This is a genomic window from Vibrio sp. 2132-1 (genome assembly GCF_033344315.1).
Genome location: NZ_JAWPON010000553.1, coordinates 1 through 604 on the forward strand (window position 1 = coordinate 1; position 604 = coordinate 604).

At 45.4% G+C, this 604-nt stretch carries 1 protein-coding gene and 1 pseudogene; both read right to left on the bottom strand.

Features of this window, described 5'->3' with window-relative positions; translation table 11 throughout:
* Window positions 1–30 precede the first annotated feature (30 nt).
* Window positions 31–387, bottom strand: coding sequence for a DUF3135 domain-containing protein (locus tag R8N47_RS26600; RefSeq protein ID WP_031777345.1), 357 nt, complete (start codon window positions 385–387; stop codon window positions 31–33).
* 104 nt (window positions 388–491) lie between these two features.
* Window positions 492–604: pseudogene (locus R8N47_RS26605) on the bottom strand (transcriptional regulator); the annotation flags it as partial.

Sequence of the window (604 nt, forward strand, 5' to 3'; positions counted from 1 at the left end):
TGGGAGTCTGCCTAAGGTGTGACTCTCACATCAGTAGAAATCGTTTCTGTTGAAGGCGACTACGTTGTCTGTCTTAACCGACGTCGCTTTTCCTTGTAATGCTTCTCTGAACTTCGTGACTTGTTTTTGTAGTTCATTCATTAGCACGACGTTGGTGTGATGAGGGTTTTTACAGTTGCGAATCACACGATCAATATGGCTTTGCTGAGCCCATAAGCGTGGCTGCATCATTTCTGATGCGCTTTCTATCATTTCTTTTGCCATCTCGTGGCGAAATTGTTCAAAGCCTTCTGGATCGCTTTTGGCCATCTGAACCAGTTCATCAAATGAGGGTAATACTTGCGTTGTGTGAGTATGTAGAGTTCTCATCCCTTTCTCCAAATCCATATGGATACTCGTGTTCAATACTACAAGCGTACACCACAGAAATCAGAGTAAAGGATGAATCATTGGCCTGTCTCATTTATAAGAGAGAGCGAAAGGGCCGAAATCTAAGCGCGGATTCGGTAAACGCAGCGACGTTGACCGCTAATGATATGCTCGGTACGCTCGACGGTCGTGTCGTCTCCGAGTAAGGACTGGAACACACTCAGTTCAGATTTGC

Excerpts from the sequence above, each read along its gene's own strand:
- R8N47_RS26600 (WP_031777345.1), bottom strand. The coding sequence starts at position 387 with ATGGATTTGGAGAAAGGGATGAGAACTCTACATACTCACACAACGCAA.